This window comes from Cupriavidus sp. GW822-FHT06G04 (genome assembly GCF_058799075.1).
Window position 1 is genome coordinate 66189 of record NZ_JBXALD010000004.1, and the last position, 15128, is coordinate 81316.

The window sequence follows — 15128 nt, forward strand, 5'->3', positions numbered from 1 at the left end:
CAGTGACGCACGAGCGGCGCACGCGCGCCGCGTTGCGGTGCGTTCGCGCCTATTCCGCCTGCGGCGCCAGGCGCGGCGTCTGGTTGTTTCCCAGGAACGCAAACGCGATCTGGATCAGCCCCAGCGTCAGTCCCAGCGACGCGCCAATCTTCCACGCCATCGAATAGTTCTGCATCAGGTCGTACAGCCAGCCGCCGCCGAACGCGCCGATGAAACTGCCGATCTGATGGCTGAAGAACGCCACGCCCGCGATCATCGCCTGCCAGCGCAGGCCGAATGTCTGGGCAATCCAGCCCTGCACCAGCGGCGAAACGCCCAGCCACAGGAAGCCCATCACGGCGGCAAACACGAGCGTGCTTTCAGGCGTCGGCAGCGTGTGGAAAAACCATACGAAGCCGAGCGACCGGCAGACGTAGATGCCGCCGAGCAGCAGCAGCTTGTTGACGCGCCCGCCGGCCCATCCGAAGAACAGGCTGCCCAGCACGTTAAAACCCCCGATCATGCCGAGCGCCTTGGCAGACAGCATCGGATCCATGCCGCAGACGTCGAGATAGGCGGGAAGGTGCGTGGTCAGGAATACCAGTTGCATGCCGCACACGGTGTACGCCAGCGCCATGACAACAAAGGGCGGATGTCGCAGCGCCGCCATCAGCGCCTGCCGGCCGCTTAGTTCCGGCCTGGCCAGCGAGACGGGTTCGCGCAATCGGTCGGTGCGGCCGGCAAACCATGCGGCGGGCAACATCACCAGCGCCAGCACCACGAACGCCGCCACGCCCGTGCGCCAGCCCCAGCCGGTGGCGATGGCCTGACCCAGCGGCGCGGCGATCATCGCGCCCAGCGATCCCGACGCGGACACGCAGCCAAGCACCAGGCTGCGCACCTGTGGAGTAACGGCGCTGGAAGCCGCGGCCATGGCCATCGCCGTGCCCGTCGAAGCCATCGCCATGCCGATCAGCACACCGGCGCCCAGCACCACGGTCCACAGGCCGTGCGACGTCGCCAGCAACACCAGGCCGATCAGGTACAACAGCGCGCCGCCCAGCATCAGCGGACGAAATCCGGTCCTGACCGCCAGCGCGCCGGCAAACGGCTGCAGCAACCCCCACGTCAGATTCTGTACCGCCACGGCGATGGTGAAATCGCCCACCGAAATCCCGATGTCACGCGTCAGCGGCGGCACGAAGATGCCCAGGCTCTGTCGCAGTCCCATGGCCAGCGACAGCATGATCGAGGCGCCGATCAGGATCGGCATGACGGGACGCAGCGAGGACAGGCGGGACATGCGGACGCTCTTGTTATCGACGGCCGTTGCCAGGCCGGGAGCGCCATTTTCGTTGAATCGTCAAGGAAAATGAATCCGCGCGAATACCGATGCTGGACTGCCCTGCAGAAGCGAACGCGGCGATGCTTAACGCCCTACTTCGCCCTACTTCGCCCTACTTCGCCCGCAGCGCCCACAGCGCATCGAGCACGTATTCGGTGGCGCGCTCCACGCGCTCGGCGCTGTGTGCCAGCCCCAGCCTGCGCCACAACGCCGGGCGCAGCGGCCGCATCACCACGCGGGGATCTGGCGCGGGCGTGGTGATTTCGTGCGGCAGCAGCGCCGCGCCATAGCCGGCGGCGACCAGGCTTTTGATCGCGTCGTTGTAGTTGAGCTGGATGCGCGGCGCTGGCCGGTAGCCGCCGGTGGCGAACCACTCGGCGGTAAGGCGCGACAGCCGCGTGGTGCTGTCGTTAAGAATCAGCGGCCGCGCGGCCAGCCACGCTGGCGTGATGCGCGCCGGACACGGCCAGCTTGCAGGCAGGAACGCCTGCACCGGATCGCGCCGCCAGGGGCGGATGGTCAGCCCCGCGACGCGCGCCTGCGGCAACGCCACCAGGCCGATCTCGAGCGTGCCGGCCGCCAGCCGCGACAGCGATTCCTGCGAGGTGAGCACCGCAACCTGCACGTCGATATCGGGATGCTGCTCGGCCAGCACGGCCAGCGCCTGCGGCAGCAAGTGCGCAATCGCGCCCGTCGAGGCGCCGAGCCGCACGCGGCCGCTCAGGCCTTGCACCTGCCGCTGCACATCGTCGAGCGCCAGGTCCGCATCGGCCAGCAGGTGGCGCGCTCGGTCGATCAGCGTCTCGCCGATCGATGACGGACGCACCTCGCCGCGCTTGCGCGTCAGCAGCGGCGCGCCCACGCGCGCCTCCAGATCGGCGATGTGCTGGCTGACCGTGGGCGGCGCCAGATGCAAGGCACGCGCGGCTTCGGCAAAGGAACCGAGATCGGCGATGGCGACAAGGGTTCGCAGGCGGTCCAGGCTGATCTCGCGCATGATGCGGCACTCCAGGTGACGGGGCGAACTGCGCCCAAGCGGTCGTTCACGAAATCCGAATTTCAACGTCATGAAATTCAACTTTCGCGATTCTAGCTGTCGGCGCAAGATTGCGCTTCCTGTACCGGGCGCGCCGCGCAACGAAATGCCGCGCGCCCGGGTGCCGACCACGACGCCACCTACGAGGACCCATCCCATGCGCTATCCGCTTGTTTTCATCGACGGCGACCAGGGCACCACCGGCCTGCAAATCCACGAACGGCTGCGCGGGCGTGACGATCTGCGCGTGCTGACCTTGCCGGCCGGCCAGCGCAAGGACGCACGCGCGCGCGCCGACGCAATCAACAGCTGCGATATCGCCATCCTGTGCCTGCCCGATGCCGCTGCGCGCGAGGCGGTGGCATCGATCGTCAATCCCGCCGTGCGCGTCATCGACGCCAGTTCCGCGCATCGCACGACGCCGGGCTGGACTTACGGCTTTCCCGAGATGAACGCGGGCCAGGCGCAACGCATTGCCAACGCGCAGCGCGTGAGCAACCCTGGTTGCTATCCGACCGGCGCGATCGGCCTGCTCAACCCGCTGGCGCAAGCTGGCCTGCTGCCGGTCTACTACCCGCTCGCCATCCACGCGGTGTCCGGCTATTCAGGCGGCGGCCGCAGCGCCGTGGAAACCTACGAGGGACCGCAGGCCCAAAACGCCCTGCCGTTTCAGGTCTATGGCCTGGGGCTCGCGCACAAGCACGCGCCGGAAATCCAGCAGCACGCCGGACTGGCACGGCGGCCGATCTTCGTGCCCGCCTATGGCGCTTTCCGCCAGGGCATCGTGGTCACCGTGCCGTTGCAGCTCGATCTGCTGGCGCCCGGCACCGATATCGAAACGCTGCATGCTTGCCTATCGGATCACTACGCGGGCGCACGGCATGTGCAGGTGATGTCGCTGGCCGAATCGGCCGACGCCACGCGGCTTGACCCGCAAGCGCTGAACGGCACCAACGACATGCGCCTGGGCGTGTTTGGCAGCCGCGAGCACGGTCACGTGCTGCTGGCAGCGGTGTTCGATAACCTCGGCAAGGGTGCGTCCGGCGCCGCCGTGCAGAACCTCGACCTGATGCTAGGCGCCACCGCCCAGCCCGCCCATCAAGGCAACGACGTTCCAGCGACGCAAGCCGCCTGAAAACCGCCTGGTCACCGGCCGCACCGGTCGCGTCGTGCGAGGCCCGGCGTCGATCGAGCACGCCTGGGCCGCCTCGGCGCGCTTGCCGACCCGGGTCAGAGTCCCAGGCACACCGCTCCGGCGGCGACTACCAGACAGGCCAGCCAGCGCGTCGCCGTGACCGTTTCGCGCAGGAACAGTCGCCCGATCAGCACGGCAAACACCACGCTGGTTTCGCGCAGCGCCGACACCATCCCCATCGCGCCCGACTGCAGCGCCCAGATCACGATGCCATACGCCGCGAGCGACACCAACCCGCCAGCCAGCGACGACGCCACGGCCAGCGGCTCGTCGCGCACTGGCGTCCACAACGGCGCGATGCCGCGCGTCGCGACGAACAGCAGCGGCATCAGCCAATAGAACATGAACATCCACGCGGTATAGACCAACGGCTGGCCATCCGACAAACGCACGCCGATGCCGTCGATCACGGTATAAAGCGCAATCGTCGCGCCGGTCGCCAGCGCGGCGAGCACACCGGCGCGCGACACGCGTTGCCGTTGCAGCGCGATCGCGATGATGCCGGCCGAGGTCAGCGCGATGCCGAGCGCGCTGACGGGTCCGATCGCCTCGTGCGCAAACACCGCCGCGCCGAGCGCGACCAGCAGCGGCGACGATCCGCGCGCGATCGGATAGGCCAGCGCAAGGTCGTTGCGTCGATACGAGCGCACCAGGCTGATGTTGTAGACGATATGCACGAGCCCCGACGCGACGATGTAGGGCCAACTCGCGGCAGCGGGCAGCGGATGGGACACGACCACGAACGTGGACGTCACCGCAATCGCGATGCTCATCCATGCCATCGACAGGAAGCGGTCGCGATTGCCATGCAGCAACGCATTCCAGCTCGCGTGGAGAACGGCGGCCAGCAGCACGAAGCCGCCCGTAAGACTGAGCATGTCGGAAAAGATATGAAGGATGAGAGCCCCGCCGCAAAGCCGCGTGGCGCCGGAAAGCTCCGGAAAAACGCAGGATATCTATCTTGTCGCGCCCCGACAAACCAGATAAATTGCCGCATCGCGCGAGAAAAACTGATCCGATCCGAATGAAACGAGTCTTACCGCCGCTCAATGCCCTGCGCGCCTTCGAGGCCGCCGGCCGGCTCGGCAGCTTCAAGGACGCGGCTGCGGAATTGCATGTGACGCACGGCGCGATCAGCCAACATGTGCGGCTGCTCGAACAATGGCTCGATGCACCGCTGTTCGAACGCCATAACCGCCGCGTAACGCTGACGCCTGCAGCAAAGGCGTATCTGAAGGCAATCGGCCCGCTATTCGAACAGCTTGCGCAGGCCACGGCGCAATACGGCGTGCCCGAAACGGAGTCGCCCACCCTGTCCGTGAACGCGCCCGCCACCTTCACGCTGCGCTGGCTGGTGCCGAGACTGGCGAAGTTTCGCGCCGCGCATCCCGAGATCGAAGTCAGGGTGGACACCTCGAACGGCGCGCTGGAAAGCCTGGAAGAGCGCTACGACCTCATCATCCGCGGCGGCCCGGATACCTTTTATGGCTATGCGATGCAGCCGTTTCTGCGCGAAGAAAGATTGCCAGTGTGCAGTCCGGCGCTGCTGGCGCGCGTGCCGCTGCGCGCACCGGAAGACCTGCGGCACCACACGTTGCTGCATACCTCGAGTCTTCCACGGCTGTGGCCCGACTGGCTGGCCAGCGCGCGGATTGCCGCGCTGAGGCCGGCCGCCGCGCTGACGTTCGACCACTTCTACCTGACGCTGCAAGCGGCCATCGACGGCATCGGCATTGCGATGGGCCCAACCGCGCTGGTGGCGGACGATCTCGCCGCGGGCCGGCTTGTCACGCCATTTACGGGCCCCCGTCTGCCCTCGCGCAGCTATTGCACCTACGTGCCCGACGACAAACGCGACGATGCACTGGTCGCGCTGTTTCGCGCATGGCTCGAACAGGAGGGCGCACTCGCGCCTGCCGGCGCCGACGCATGATATGCGTCGTATAGAATGCCGGCGCCCGGTGCGGGGCCGTCTCAGGCATCGCACAACCGCGCCGTCCAAGGTAGAAAGCCGCCCGCCGGCCCCACGATACGTGGCGGCCGGGGGCGGCTGGTTCTATCGCGATTCCGCTCGGCTGCAGGCGTCAGCCCGCGTTGACCACGATGCGGCGCGGCTTGGCTTCCTCGCGGCGCGGAATCGTCAGACGCAGCACGCCGTTCTGGAGATTGGCTTCGATCTTCGTCGTATCGAAATCGGCGCTGACCGCGAACGTGCGCGCAAAGCGCGGCGCCTGCAGTTCCAGATGCTGCACGCGCAGGTTTGGCGGCACATCGACAATGGCTTCGCCTTCGATAAACAGATGACCGTCGTGAACCTTCACGTCGAGGCTGTCACGCGTGACGCCGGGCAGATCCGCAAAAAGCGTGATGCCCGCGGCGTCCTCGACAATATCGACTGGCGGCACCACCGTGGGCCGCCGCGCTTGCGATGGGTTGTCGCCCTTGCGCTGCGTCTGCGGCTGGGTCTGAGGCTGCGTGGAGGGCACCGATGCGGGTTCACTGGTCGTCACCTGGGTGTTTGCGATGTCGCTCATGATCTGACTCCTGTGGGACTCGTATGCCTGGGCTTTACTGGACGCTGATGGCCTTCGGTCGCGACGCCTCGCGCTTGCCGACGCTGATGGTCAGGCAGCCGTTGACGTAGCGCGCGCGCACGTTGTCCGGATCGGCCTGTTGCGGCATCTCGATGACGCGCCGGAACTTGCCGGCGAAACGCTCCTGCGCATAGACGCGCGATCCTTCGCCGCCGTTGCCTGCGCGCGCCGCATCGATCGGCGCGCGCTCGCCGCTGATCGTCAGCATGCCGTTGTCGATCGATACGTCGAAGCCATCGGCTTGCATGCCGGGCGCGAATACCACGATCTCGATCGAATCGTCGGTCGTGCCGATATTGAGCAGCGGGAAGTTGCCGGTGCGGCCGGCACGCAGACTGGAAGGAAAGCCGCCCGCGAGATTCGCCATCTGCCTTTGCAGGCGTTCGAATTCGCTGAAGAGGTCGCCCCCAAAGAAAAAGTCGCTCATGATCTACCCTCCTGAGAAACGCGCAATGAGGGCGAACGGGCCACGCGCTCCAGTTCGCTCGTCATTGCCACCGACAAACAAATCGAAACACGCAGCGCACCGCAACATGGCGGCGCGACTGCCTGAGCAAGGGCAAGATAGGCGCGGCCAAAGAAATTTCAAGACCACCGCCGGCGCGTTGCACACACGGCCAGCCAGGGGGTGCGCACCCGCGCGATTGCGCCCGCGCAGTGACATGCCAATCACCTACACTGGATCAGTCCACATCGGTCACCGAGCTTTCATCGGTACGATGTCCCGCCGTATCCACTGGCTTGCGCCACTTTCCAGAACGAGGTACCTGCCATGGCAGCCACCGGTTTCACACGCGCCGTCCGCTGTTTCCTCGCCGCGGTCAGCATCGCCTGCATCGCCGGGTGTGCCGGGCTGACCGGCCGGGAACCGCTGCGGGTCAATGTGGCGGGCCTGGAACCGCTGGCGGGCGAGGGACTGGAGATGCGGTTCAATGTGAAACTGCGCATCCAGAACCCCAATGACACGCCGCTGGAATTTCAAGGCGTATCGCTGCAGCTGGACCTGAACGGCAAACCGTTCGCCAGCGGTGTCAGCGACGAGGCCGGCGTGGTGCCGCGCTTCGGCGAGACAGTATTGAGCGTGCCGCTGACGGTCCCGGCATTCACCGCGTTGCGCCAGGCTTTCGCCTTCGCCGGCGGTGCGGCAGCCGGCAGGATTCCGTACGAATTGCGCGGCAAGCTGGCGGGCGCGTCGATCGGCGGCACCCGCTTCGTCGATCAGGGCGAACTGTCGTTGCCGACCGACGGCATGTTTGCGCCCTGACGATGGCCGGTGCGCATCAGAAGTTTCATAGGACGCCTGGCGCTCAGGCTGCCATGGCTTCGGCCAGCGCTTCCTTGGTGCCCCAGCGCCGCAGGAATTCCACCTCGTCCGCCTTGCTGAGTTTGCCCTTGGCGCGGTAGACCATGGCCGTCATGACCGCGCCGGCCTGCACGGGACGATCCTCCGGTTCTCCCACGCCCGAATCGCTGTGCCATGCCGCTGGAAATCGCGGCCAGGTGCAAGTCATCTGGCTGATCATGTGATACGTCGTTTCCATCATGCCGGGCCGCCGTTCCAGCTTGTACTGGTCACGGTCGGGCATGCCGCAGTACGTGGTGTAGACGGGCGGCAGGTCGCGCGGAATCTTGCGATAGCTGGCAGGCGCCTTCGGTGGTATCGCGTCCACGGACGGCCCTTCTTCCATGAACAGGCGGATGTATTCCCACAGCGCGGCAACACCTTCCTCGTCCAGCAGGTCATCGCCCACGTAGATGGCGTCCTCTTGATCCGCAGGCTCCTCCGCGCGCGCCCGGTGATAGAGCACCAGATACCGGTCGGCCAGCGGCTTGTTCCGGATGGAGCGGGTGTCGGCAATCAGCGCCACCAGGCTGTCCCAATCGAAGATGCGGCTGCCGCCGGCGTAGCCGGGCCGCAAGACGTAGACCTTGCGTGTGACGCGATTGAAGCGGACGCGGCCGCGGGCATAGGTAAAGAATGCCGATCCCGCCCCGCGCCGTCTCAGGCTTACATACGCGAGCAAACATGCGACCAGCGTCAACGGCATGATCAACAGCCAGCCTATCCAGAGCAGCACCGCCGATTCCGGTACATATTCCACGCGCTTCAGGCCGAGCAGATATGCATTGAACAACAGCGGATGCAAGGTGATGCCGTAGGTCACCCATACCAGGATAGGTATGCACAGGATCACCCACGAGAGCCCGAACACCATCCGCCATTGCGACGACCAGCCGGGATTCGTCAGCTCCAGGTAGACGTCGTTCTGGGCAAAGATCGAGGCGTTGGGAACGTTGATCCCGGTAGCCGGCCCCGGCTCGTTCACGGCCCAGTTGCGACGCTTCTCCGCCTCGATCCGGTCACGCGCGCGCTGCAGGCTCTTGCCACGCTGGTGATGAAAGATTGCTTCTTGTGTAAACATGCCTTGCGCACCTCAGCGCCAGCGCAGCATCAAACCGCGCCTTGCGCATTTGCCAGTTGTTGCAGGGTGTCCTGCAGATTGTCATGAACAGGCTTGAGCCCCTTGCGTTTCAGGTTCAGCGGATTATCGCGCAGCCAGGTCACCCATTCGTCTTCACTGAGGATCCAGATCGCGATCAGCGCCACCACGGCCAATACCACGCCCACCACGCCCAGCACCGCGGCCACGGTCGCCCAGGCGCCCGTACTCAGTGCCGCCACTCCGGTCCCGACGACGGTAAACACAGCGCCCAAGGCACTGACGAGCTGGGCACTGCCCAGCAGCCACTGCCCGCGATCGATCGATTTGATGGCATCCATGAAATCGAAGAATGCGCCGATGATCGCGGCGGGAATCAGGAATTTTGCCGCGGAAATTCTCAGGGCTCTCAGTTGCGAGACCTGCAAACGCGACATCGTTGCCTGCATGCCCGGGGCAGTGAAAATCTCGTGGGCCCGCAGGCCCTTGTAGATCGTCTCTTCATAAACCTTTGCGCGCCAGTCCATGATGCTGCCGACCGCCTGCAGCATGTTCTGGGTCATCTCCATCCCCGATCGGGCATCGACCTTGGCGGTCAGTTGCCATCCCTTGAGAATCGCAAAGCCGGTGTCCATGATGCCGGCGAGCGCAGCAGCGCGCGCGCCTGGGGCGCGTGCGCGGAAATCGACGCGGAACGAGCGGTTCTCCATCGCACGCTGGGCATTGCGGACGCGGTCGCGTTCGGCCTGCGCCAGCGAGGCGGCCTGCTCCGCAGACTTCTTCCCCATGGCTACCAGCGACACGCGCACCACGTAGCGCATGATCGCCGCCTCGAACTGTTTGCCGGGAAGGCCGTTGATCCCCTGCATCAGCTTGACGGACATCAGCGATGCCAGATGCAACGGCCACGCGAATTTTTGCAGCTTGTCGCACTCGCTGATGGCCGGAAAGGCCTCCAGAAAACCAATGGCCTTGTCCCCAAGCGATACCTGAGCGGCAAACCGCTTCAAGTACGTGGTGATGCTGTCTGCCATTGCCACTTTCGGATCGGCATTGGGCAACGGCGCCGCGTCTTGCGATGCCTTGACGGCCGCTTCGGCCTGTTGCAGCGCGCGCTTGAGCGTATCGGAATTGAACGACAGCGCCCGCGAGAAAATCTCGTGCTGCCATTCATCGATCTTTTTCAGCCAGTCGCGGCCCGCCTTGCTGACTTCCACGCCCGCCAAGGCCGCCCACAGGCGCATCGAAAGTGTTGCGCCGCCGCCCCTGAGATTGATCTTGCTGTCGTCGGCGCTGTATCGGCTGGCGACCAGCTTGAGCGCATCGCTGTCCAGCCACGCAAGCTGGTCGGCACCGAGTCGCGACTTCGTGGCTTCGCCATCGGCGAAGGCAGCTTGCTGCGCCGCGCGAATGGCCGCTGCGGCGTTGACGTCGAAGAATTCCCGGAATTCCTTGTCGCCCTTGGCGGCGGCCTCGGCCTGCATGCGAGCCGCCTCTTCCTTGTCGTAGGGTCGCGTCGTCGGCTGGGAACTTGGATAGATCGGCACGCCCGGATAGGACAAAGGCATCTGCGGCACGTATCGCCCTCTGGCGATCTTCTTGCCCGTTGCGTCGATGGCGCCCTTCTTCACCAGGTCGCGCAGCGCTTCGCCGCCCAGCGCGGACTGGTACACCCATTCGTTGCTCACCGTGCCATGGAAACCCTCGGCGCTGCGCGCCTGCCACGCGGTGTAGACGACCTGTGCCTCCGCCTGCAGATGTCCCAGTTCCTGCGTGATGCCCATCGGATCGTTGCAAGCCAGCACCGCGCCCTGGTTGGCCAGCAGGAACTTGCGCATGCCCTCCAGGCGCGGGCCGTGCGCGGCGCTGTAGGCCGGCTGCTTGCGCGTGAGCTTGTAGTGATAGGTCTGGCCGTAACCGCCGTACGGCTCATAGGACTGGCCTTCCACGTCCACTTCGAAATCGCCCCACTTGCGCTCTTCGGGGTTCGCGCCCATCAGGCCGAACATCATCGCCTCGCAGGCGTCGCGCAGGCGGTCGTTCTTGAGCGCGCCAAACTCCACCACCTGCGCGTCGAGCTGCTGAGGGGTCACGCTGTCCTTCTGCGCCGTGGTGCCTTTCAGCCAGCCGGCCACGTCGAAGGTCTGCGTATGGCTCGGCCATTTCTTGGCCACGTCATGGAGTAGATGGCTGACCTCGATCGGATCGGAGTTGAAGAAATACGAGATGTCTTCGACGTTCGCCGCATCCTCGATCCACACCAGGCTGTTGTTGGCCTGCCGCGCATCGCGCTCGCACGCCACCTTGGCGGTAGCGGTCTCGGGCTGCCCGACCGAAAACGGATTCAGATAGCCGTGCGGATGCACCACGTAGCCGCGCATCGCGCGCTTGCCGCCCTTCCATCTGATCAGGAGGTACAGGTAGCCCGCGCGCAGCATGCGCACGTTGTAGGCGGCAGCCTTGAGCGCAATGCCTTGCGGCGACGCCTGCAACTGGCCGCGCGGCACATATTGCTTCAGCGTGTCCATGGTGGGCTGCTGCACGCTATATCCCACGGCGTAGCGCGTGAAGAGAATCGGCATGCCCGTACGGCTGCAGTTCTGGCAGGGGGTCTTGCAGGTCATGGCGTGTGCGTCGGTTGCGCGATCTCGTGGTATGCGGAGGAAAGATAGGTGCCCGGACGCCTGCGCAGCAGGTCCAGCGCCGCGTGCAGCCGCGCGCGGAACGGCTCGGCCGTCCAGTCCACCGGCAAGCCGCCATTGGCGCCGCGCCACGACAGCCAGATGTAGTCCTTCAATGCGTCGTTGGAGACCAGGCCCAGTGCCGCGCCGTCATCGAGCATGCGCAACATGCGCGGACCATCGGGCATGTCCGCCACGTCCGGGGTTTCGATGAACAGGTCCATCCAGCTTTCCTGCGCGCTGCGATAAAAGCCCCCACGATGCCATTGCGCCGCCGACAGGCGCAGCAGTCGCCCGACGGGCGACTGCAAGGGCTCCGTGCGGGCTTGCAGCGCCTGCGGCGATTGCAGCGGCTGCGACGGTGGCTGCGCTTGTGCATGCCACCAGGTTGCGTCGCACGGCGGCTCGGCAAGCAGGTCCCACGGCTGCCAGTATTGCCGCAGCGACCACCACTGCACCACGGGCCCCAGCCACGCAGCGCGTTGGGCATCGTCCAGCACGGGCCACAGCAGTTGCATCACGGCGGGATCCTGATAGCGGAACACCGTCGCGTCGCCCACCGGCGAAGGCTGCATGCCCAGCGCCAGCAGGTGCGCGGCCAGCATGGCCGCAGGCCGGTCCGACACCAGCAGGCCACCGATCGGCACCACGCCCAAGCGCTGCGCAGTCTGTCGGCACGAGACCGTCAACGCGCGCGCGATCCACTGCTCCGCGCCGGCCTGCGCAAAGGTCCCGGGCAGTCCGTCCGGCAGCAGGATGTCCGGCATCGGCACCAGCACCGGCGCGGCATCTTCCTGGTTGGCAAAGAACGGATCGGGCACCGCGGTGCGTTGCGCGGCATGCTCGGGGAACGCAACGGCGAAAGCTTCGGCGAATGGATTGTCGCGCCAGCTATTGAGCAGAAAATACACGCGCCCGCCGGCATCGCCAGTTCCGCGCGCAGACCGCGCGGCTTGCGATCCGCCGACAAACTGGCGCCACAGCGCGATGCAGTGGGGGCATGTCTCGACGGCATCGTCGACCGGCGGATCGATGCTTTCGTCCGCCCGTGCCTGCGCCTGTTCCAGTTCCCTGAGAATCATCGCGCTACCTCGTCAGCACTGGCGCGTTGGCGTCGGCGCTGCTCTGGGCCTGCGTGCTGCAGCCCTGCAACGCGCCACTGGGCAGCGTGTTCGAAGCGCCCGCCCCACCCGGCCCCACGAAATTATGCTGACCGCCCTTGAACTCGACCTTGCCCGGCGCGTACAGCTCGATCTTGCCGTCCAGCACGCGCAGTTGTGCGCCGCCCGCCTTCAGCGCAACGTGCTGTTTGCCCTGCACCAGCGTCTGGCCCTGCGTCGATGCGATCGTCACGGTCTTGTCCGCGGCATAGCGGCTGTCGCGCTTGAGGCTGGCCGCCACCACCTTGCCGTTGGCGGCGTGCATCTGCAGCCCGCTTGCACCGCCGCCCGCGCCACCCGATGCGCCCTGTCCATTGGCAAACACGTTGATGCCCTCGGCCACCGCCACGCTGAGATTCCGGCCCGCGGCCAGATTGCAATCGGCGCCGGCCGTCAGCAGCGCATGCTTGCCCGCGACCATCGTGCTGTCGCCGGGCGTCGATACCACCACGCCATCGGGCGCGCTCACCAGCATGTACGGCTCGCTGTAGGCCACGGCCTTGCCGCCTTGCGCATCCTGCTCGGCGGCCAGCACCTCGGCGCTGTGCTTGAGCGCGGCGATGGCCGGGATCTGCGCGGCCTGCGGTTCGCTTTCGCTGGCGGCCTTCTGTTTCGCGGCCACGTCCGCAAGCGCTTCGATACGCTGCTGCGCCTGTTCGATCTGCTGTACCGCGTCGTCGTTATGCAGCAACGGCTGTGTCACGCTGGCCCGGTGCGCGCTCAGCAGCAGCCCCGCACCGGCGCGCACGCTGCCGGCAGCTGCGGTGTAGAGCGCCGCGCCATGTCCCAGATCGGCGTTGCGCGCATTGTCGTTCTGCGCCTTGTGATGGCCGAGCATCAGCCCGGCGTCGGCCTGCGTGGTGGACAGCTGCGTGCGTGCCTGCCCGGCGGTGTCGTCGAAGACCAGTTGGTTGAAGCCGTCGCTGCCTTTCTGGCTGCCAGCCATCGCCTGCGTCTTGATGCCGGAAAGCACGGCGTTGTGCGCGTAAGCCTCGTCGTCCTTGCCCTCTCCCGCGAACCATGCGGGCGCGTTGCCCGTGGATCGGGCGCTGCCGCCCGCTTGCTGGTTGGCCTGGGCATCGACGCTGCCCTTGCCGTTATAAGTCGCACCGACGATGACGGGGCGGTCGATGTCGCCATGCACGAACTCGACCACCACTTCCTGCCCGACGCGCGGCAGTGCCACGCTGCCCCAGTTGTCGCCGGCCACCGCGGCGGCCACCCGTACCCATGCGCCGAGCGCGGCGTTGGCCTGCGCGTTGTCGTCGCCGGCCGGGTGCCCCTGGCGCGTGGCGGAATTGCTGCCGCGCTGCCAGTGGAACTGCACCTTCACGCGATGATCGCGGTCGGTGTGCAACGGATCGTCCGATCCCACCACGATGGCCGTCTGGCTGCCCACCACCGTCGGCCGCGGATGCAGTAGACGCCCGTCCTCGCCGCGCAGCGCGGGCCGGTACGGAATGGTTGCGCGCACGGCGATAAACGTGTTGCGGTAGAACGGCACCTCGGCCTCGGCGTTGCCGGCATCGCCGCCCGCATTGAGAACACTGCCCAGCGCAGCGCGCAACGCCTGACCAAAGCGCTCGTTGAAGTTGTTGCGCGCGGTATGCGTGACCGCAAGCACCGCAAAGCGACGATTCTGGTCGCCCTCGTCGCCGTCATGCTCGTAGTGATCCTGCAGCGTAAAGCAGGTGGCGGGCGCCAACGTGCGGACGCTGCCGCCACCATGAAACTGCTTGTTGCGCAGTTCGATCGATTCCATTGCGATGCGCGCGGCGCGTGCCGCCTGATCGCCATCCTCGAACCAGTACTGGCCCGGATAGTCGTCGTCGCGCAGCGCGATCTGCACCTTGCCATTGTCCTGCGCGGACGCCAGCGTCGCGCCATGCGTGCGCGCGGCGCGATAGTCCCAACTGGCAAATTCGACCGCATTGGTATGCAGTTGACGCTCGCCGTGCCAGTGGTCGATCACGTCCGCCTGCGCGGTAGCGTCGGCGCGGCCAAAGCGGATGCGCGACTGCACGTTGTCGGCGAAATTGCGATTGCTGTCGGCGATCACCAGTCGATGCACGCCAAGCGTGTCGCCGTCGCCCGATTCATGCTCGAAGTAGTAGAACAGCCCCTCCTCGGCCAGCAGCCGCGTGGCGAAGGCGAAATCGCTTTCCTCGTATTGCGTGACCACACTGCGGCGCGCGTATGCGTCGCGGTCGGCCAGGTCCCAGCGCCACTCGGGCACCAGCATGCCCTGGCCGCGGTAGTCGCCAAACACGTTGTCGAGCACATCGATCACCGACATGTCCTGGAACAGGTAGCTGTCGCGCCGATGGTGCAGGAACGCGAGCCATGGCTCGACGCGCAGGCGATAGCGCGCCAGGCCGCCGTTGGCGCCCAGCCGCTCGAAGCGAGTGACATGGCCGTGCAACGGCCGCAATGCGGTGCGGCTGTGCTGCGTCAGCAGATCCACGCGCACCGGCTGGCCGATGATCGCGGCCGGATCGATCGCTGCATCGTCGGACAGCGCGGTCAGTTCGATGCGAAAGCCGCCGTCGTCAAGCCGTTCATGCGCGACCATGCTTTCGGCCAGCAGCACGTCGTCGCCCAACGGCGTCTTCAGCCGCAGCAGGCGGTCCTGCTGCGTGAAGGCCGAACGCATCAGCGCGCCCAGCTGGTTCGTCATATCGGAGAGTCCGCCCATTG

12 protein-coding genes are annotated in these 15128 nt (G+C 66.2%); 3 read left to right on the forward strand and 9 right to left on the reverse strand.

Going from position 1 to position 15128, the window contains the following annotated elements:
• Window positions 1-49: 49 nt before the first annotated feature.
• Complete coding sequence (locus AC1RKI_RS10715) at window positions 50-1282, reverse strand: MFS transporter (protein WP_227459716.1); 1233 nt, start codon at window positions 1280-1282, stop codon at window positions 50-52.
• A 154-nt stretch (window positions 1283-1436) separates the two neighbouring features.
• A complete protein-coding gene (locus AC1RKI_RS10720; protein WP_492795273.1) occupies window positions 1437-2321 on the reverse strand; it encodes a LysR family transcriptional regulator in 885 nt (294 codons plus the stop codon).
• A gap of 196 nt (window positions 2322-2517) precedes the next feature.
• Here AC1RKI_RS10720 and argC point away from each other — a divergent pair, with 196 nt between their 5' ends.
• Window positions 2518-3495 carry an N-acetyl-gamma-glutamyl-phosphate reductase gene (gene argC / locus AC1RKI_RS10725; protein WP_227459717.1) on the forward strand — a complete coding sequence of 326 codons (978 nt, stop codon included), beginning with the start codon at window positions 2518-2520 and terminating at the stop codon, window positions 3493-3495.
• 95 nt (window positions 3496-3590) lie between these two features.
• On the opposite strand, the gene AC1RKI_RS10730 is transcribed toward argC, so the two are convergent.
• Window positions 3591-4433, reverse strand: coding sequence for an EamA family transporter (locus AC1RKI_RS10730; RefSeq protein ID WP_492795276.1), 843 nt, complete (start codon window positions 4431-4433; stop codon window positions 3591-3593).
• A gap of 146 nt (window positions 4434-4579) precedes the next feature.
• On the opposite strand from AC1RKI_RS10730, the gene gcvA reads away from it, so the two are divergent.
• Entirely contained in the window at window positions 4580-5488 is a 909-nt protein-coding gene (gene gcvA, locus AC1RKI_RS10735; RefSeq protein ID WP_492795277.1) for a transcriptional regulator GcvA, read from the forward strand.
• Between the two features lie 151 nt (window positions 5489-5639).
• Here gcvA and AC1RKI_RS10740 read toward each other — a convergent pair whose 3' ends face one another.
• Entirely contained in the window at window positions 5640-6089 is a 450-nt protein-coding gene (locus AC1RKI_RS10740; RefSeq protein ID WP_492795279.1) for an Hsp20/alpha crystallin family protein, read from the reverse strand.
• A gap of 34 nt (window positions 6090-6123) precedes the next feature.
• Entirely contained in the window at window positions 6124-6576 is a 453-nt protein-coding gene (locus AC1RKI_RS10745; protein ID WP_061959492.1) for an Hsp20/alpha crystallin family protein, read from the reverse strand.
• A gap of 345 nt (window positions 6577-6921) precedes the next feature.
• Here AC1RKI_RS10745 and AC1RKI_RS10750 point away from each other — a divergent pair, with 345 nt between their 5' ends.
• On the forward strand, window positions 6922-7413 hold the full coding sequence (locus tag AC1RKI_RS10750) for an LEA/WHy family protein (RefSeq protein ID WP_490714576.1): 492 nt from the start codon (window positions 6922-6924) through the stop codon (window positions 7411-7413).
• Window positions 7414-7456: 43 nt separating this feature from the next.
• Here AC1RKI_RS10750 and AC1RKI_RS10755 read toward each other — a convergent pair whose 3' ends face one another.
• From AC1RKI_RS10755 to AC1RKI_RS10770, 4 genes are read right to left on the reverse strand one after another with little or no spacing between them, the layout of a single operon-like run.
• The gene (locus AC1RKI_RS10755; protein WP_492795281.1) at window positions 7457-8572 is read right to left on the reverse strand and encodes a hypothetical protein; all 1116 of its coding nucleotides are present in this window, start codon (window positions 8570-8572) and stop codon (window positions 7457-7459) included.
• A 29-nt stretch (window positions 8573-8601) separates the two neighbouring features.
• Window positions 8602-11214 carry a T6SS effector BTH_I2691 family protein gene (locus AC1RKI_RS10760; RefSeq protein ID WP_490714575.1) on the reverse strand — a complete coding sequence of 871 codons (2613 nt, stop codon included), beginning with the start codon at window positions 11212-11214 and terminating at the stop codon, window positions 8602-8604.
• Window positions 11211-12353, reverse strand: coding sequence for a DUF4123 domain-containing protein (locus AC1RKI_RS10765; RefSeq protein ID WP_492795284.1), 1143 nt, complete (start codon window positions 12351-12353; stop codon window positions 11211-11213). Before AC1RKI_RS10765 ends, AC1RKI_RS10760 begins: the two co-directional genes overlap by 4 nt.
• A 4-nt stretch (window positions 12354-12357) precedes the next feature.
• On the reverse strand, window positions 12358-15108 hold the full coding sequence (locus tag AC1RKI_RS10770; protein ID WP_492795285.1) for a type VI secretion system Vgr family protein: 2751 nt from the start codon (window positions 15106-15108) through the stop codon (window positions 12358-12360).
• Window positions 15109-15128 lie beyond the last annotated feature (20 nt).

Coding starts and splice junctions, on each gene's coding strand:
- AC1RKI_RS10720 (WP_492795273.1), bottom strand. CDS start 2,321: ATGCGCGAGATCAGCCTGGACCGCCTGCGAACCCTTGTCGCCATCGCC.
- gcvA (WP_492795277.1), top strand. CDS start 4,580: ATGAAACGAGTCTTACCGCCGCTCAATGCCCTGCGCGCCTTCGAGGCC.
- AC1RKI_RS10765 (WP_492795284.1), bottom strand. CDS start 12,353: ATGATTCTCAGGGAACTGGAACAGGCGCAGGCACGGGCGGACGAAAGC.
- AC1RKI_RS10715 (WP_227459716.1), bottom strand. CDS start 1,282: ATGTCCCGCCTGTCCTCGCTGCGTCCCGTCATGCCGATCCTGATCGGC.
- AC1RKI_RS10750 (WP_490714576.1), top strand. CDS start 6,922: ATGGCAGCCACCGGTTTCACACGCGCCGTCCGCTGTTTCCTCGCCGCG.
- AC1RKI_RS10755 (WP_492795281.1), bottom strand. CDS start 8,572: ATGTTTACACAAGAAGCAATCTTTCATCACCAGCGTGGCAAGAGCCTG.
- argC (WP_227459717.1), top strand. CDS start 2,518: ATGCGCTATCCGCTTGTTTTCATCGACGGCGACCAGGGCACCACCGGC.
- AC1RKI_RS10760 (WP_490714575.1), bottom strand. CDS start 11,214: ATGACCTGCAAGACCCCCTGCCAGAACTGCAGCCGTACGGGCATGCCG.
- AC1RKI_RS10740 (WP_492795279.1), bottom strand. CDS start 6,089: ATGAGCGACATCGCAAACACCCAGGTGACGACCAGTGAACCCGCATCG.
- AC1RKI_RS10730 (WP_492795276.1), bottom strand. CDS start 4,433: ATGCTCAGTCTTACGGGCGGCTTCGTGCTGCTGGCCGCCGTTCTCCAC.
- AC1RKI_RS10770 (WP_492795285.1), bottom strand. CDS start 15,108: ATGACGAACCAGCTGGGCGCGCTGATGCGTTCGGCCTTCACGCAGCAG.
- AC1RKI_RS10745 (WP_061959492.1), bottom strand. CDS start 6,576: ATGAGCGACTTTTTCTTTGGGGGCGACCTCTTCAGCGAATTCGAACGC.